The following is a 2,443-nucleotide window of genomic DNA, read 5'->3' as shown; positions in this document are numbered from 1 at the left end:
CGCCCGGGCCGGAGCGCCCGCGACCGCCGCCACGGCGCTCCTCGTCGGCCGCGCGCTGCTCGCGCGCCTCCTTGAAGATCGCGCTGACGCTTTCCTGTTCGCCGTCGTCACCCTCGACCGGCTTGCGCTCGGGGCGTGGCAGGGCGACCAGCAGGTCGGACTCCACCGGCGCGGTCGGGAGCTTCTGTTCGATGTACGCCTCGATGTCCGGCAGGCCCATCGCGTAGCGCTCGCAGGCGAAGCTGATCGCGTCGCCCTCGGCGCCCAGGCGGGCGGTGCGGCCGATGCGGTGGACGTAGTCCTCGGCGTCGAAGGGCAGGTCGTAGTTGTAGACGTGCGACACGCCGTCGATGTGCAGGCCGCGCGCGGCGACGTCGGTCGCCACCAGCAGCTCCAGCTGGCCCTTCTGGAACTTGTTGAGCAGTGACTCGCGCTTCTTCTGCGGCACGTCGCCGCTGAGCACGCCGACCCGGTAGCCGCCGCGCTCCAGCGCACGCGCGACCCGCTCGACCCACACCTTGGTGTTGACGAACACCATCGTGCGGGCGCCCTCACTGCGCGAGAGCAGGCCCAGCAACAGCGGGATCTTTTCCTCGTCGGCCGGGAAGTACACCACCTGGCGGACCTTGGCCGCGGTGATGGTCTCGGTCTCGACCACCAGCTTCTCGGGCTCGTTCATGTGCTCGTAGGCGAGTTCGAGCACGCGGTGGCTCAGCGTCGCCGAGAACAGCAGCGTCTGCCGCTCGGTCCGGATCGGCATGCGCCGCAGCAGGAAGCGGATGTCCTTGATGAAGCCCAGGTCGAACATGCGGTCGGCTTCGTCGAGCACGCAGATCTCGCAGGCGTGCAGGCTGACCACCTTGTGCTGCTTCACGTAGTCGATCAGGCGGCCGGGGGTGGCGATGATCACGTCCGCGCCGGCCTGCAGCAGCTCACGCTGCTTGTCGTAGTCGACGCCGCCGTAGACCAGCGCGAACTTGAGGCCGAGGTCGCTGCCGAACTTCACCGCGTCCTTGTGGATCTGGATCGCGAGCTCGCGGGTCGGCGCGAGGATCAACGCGCGCGGGTCCTCGGGCTTGCGGTCGGCCAGTGCCGGGCGCGTCAGCAGGCGGTTCATCACCGCGACCAGGAACGCCAGGGTCTTGCCGGTGCCGGTCTGGGCCTGGCCGGCGACGTCGCCGCCGGGCAGCGCGACCGGCAGGGTCAGCGCCTGAATCGGGGTGCAGCGGGTGAAACCCGCGGCCTCCAGCCCGGCCAGCAGGCTCGGGTGCAGGTCGAACGATGAGAAGGAGATATCGGTAAGGGGCTTGTCGCTCATGCGGATCGGGGTGCTCTGGTAGGGCTTGCGTGCGTCCGGCCCGGCCTGCCGGCCGTGGCGGTGGAGCGCCTTGCGTGGGTGGCGTCCGCCAAGCAGACTGCCGGGGTCGGCCAGTTTCGTCCCTGACCGCAGCGTGCGGGGCCTTGAAGCCGCCGCGAAACACCCCAGTCTAACGCGTAACCCCGGGCGTTCGCCGGGCGGCCATGCTGCCGCCGGCACCCGCCCCCCCGCAGGAGAAGCTTGTGAGCGACAAAATCATGCAGGTCGGCGATGCCGATTTCGATACCGCCGTGCTGCAGTCGTCCGAACCGGTGCTGGTCGACTTCTGGGCGGAGTGGTGCGGCCCGTGCAAGATGATCGCCCCGGCGCTGGACCAGCTGGCCGAGGAGTACGACGGCAAGGTCAAGATCGCCAAGGTCAACGTCGACCACAACCGCGCCACCGCGATGAAGTACCACGTTCGCTCGATCCCGATGCTGCTGCTGTTCAAGGACGGCCAGGTGCAGCAGACGCAGATCGGCGCGGTCGGCAAGGGCCAGCTGGCCCAGATGATCGACAAGGCGCTTTGACCGCCGGCGCCGGCCCGGCCGGCGCCTCCGACATGAACCGGACGCCCGCCCCCGCTTGCGGGCGCCCCGGCGGCGGTGCTAGTTTCGCAACACCCGGCGCCTGAACGGTTGCAACGGCCCGCCCACGGCACCTGCCACGGNGGCGCTTTGACCGCCGGCGCCGGCCCGGCCGGCGCCTCCGACATGAACCGGACGCCCGCCCCCGCTTGCGGGCGCCCCGGCGGCGGTGCTAGTTTCGCAACACCCGGCGCCTGAACGGTTGCAACGGCCCGCCCACGGCACCTGCCACGGCTGGTTTCGCCAGACCCGCTCCCCGCCGCACCCATCTCGACACCTTTCGTCCCAGACGCTCCGCCCGCCCGCCGCGGGCGCTCGCCGCTTAGCGAGGAATCCCCGCTTGTCCGATAACACCCCCGACGCCGGCGACACCGCCGAAAAGCGCGTGCGCAAGCCGCGCGCCAGCAAGGCCGACGCTTCGGCGGCCAGCAAGACCGAGTCGGCCGCCGCCGACAACGCCAGCCCGGCGCCGGCCAAGGCGGCTCCCGCAGCTGCCCCC

General features: G+C 70.8%; 2 protein-coding genes. One reads left to right on the top strand and one right to left on the bottom strand.

Going from position 1 to position 2,443, the window contains the following annotated elements; genetic code table 11:
- The coding region (rhlB, locus tag ACKVMH_RS13230) for an ATP-dependent RNA helicase RhlB (RefSeq protein ID WP_412700630.1) at positions 1-1,318 on the bottom strand (1,318 nt) is incomplete at its 3' end.
- Positions 1,319-1,560: 242 nt separating this feature from the next.
- On the opposite strand from rhlB, the gene trxA reads away from it, so the two are divergent.
- On the top strand, positions 1,561-1,887 hold the full coding sequence (gene trxA, locus ACKVMH_RS13225) for a thioredoxin TrxA (protein ID WP_215219357.1): 327 nt from the start codon (positions 1,561-1,563) through the stop codon (positions 1,885-1,887).
- Positions 1,888-2,443: the final 556 nt, after the last annotated feature.

The organism is Lysobacter zhanggongensis, assembly GCF_046638635.1.
In the GTDB taxonomy this organism is placed as follows: Bacteria; Pseudomonadota; Gammaproteobacteria; order Xanthomonadales; family Xanthomonadaceae; genus Novilysobacter; species Novilysobacter luteus.
This window is presented reverse-complemented; position numbering and strand designations above follow the sequence as displayed.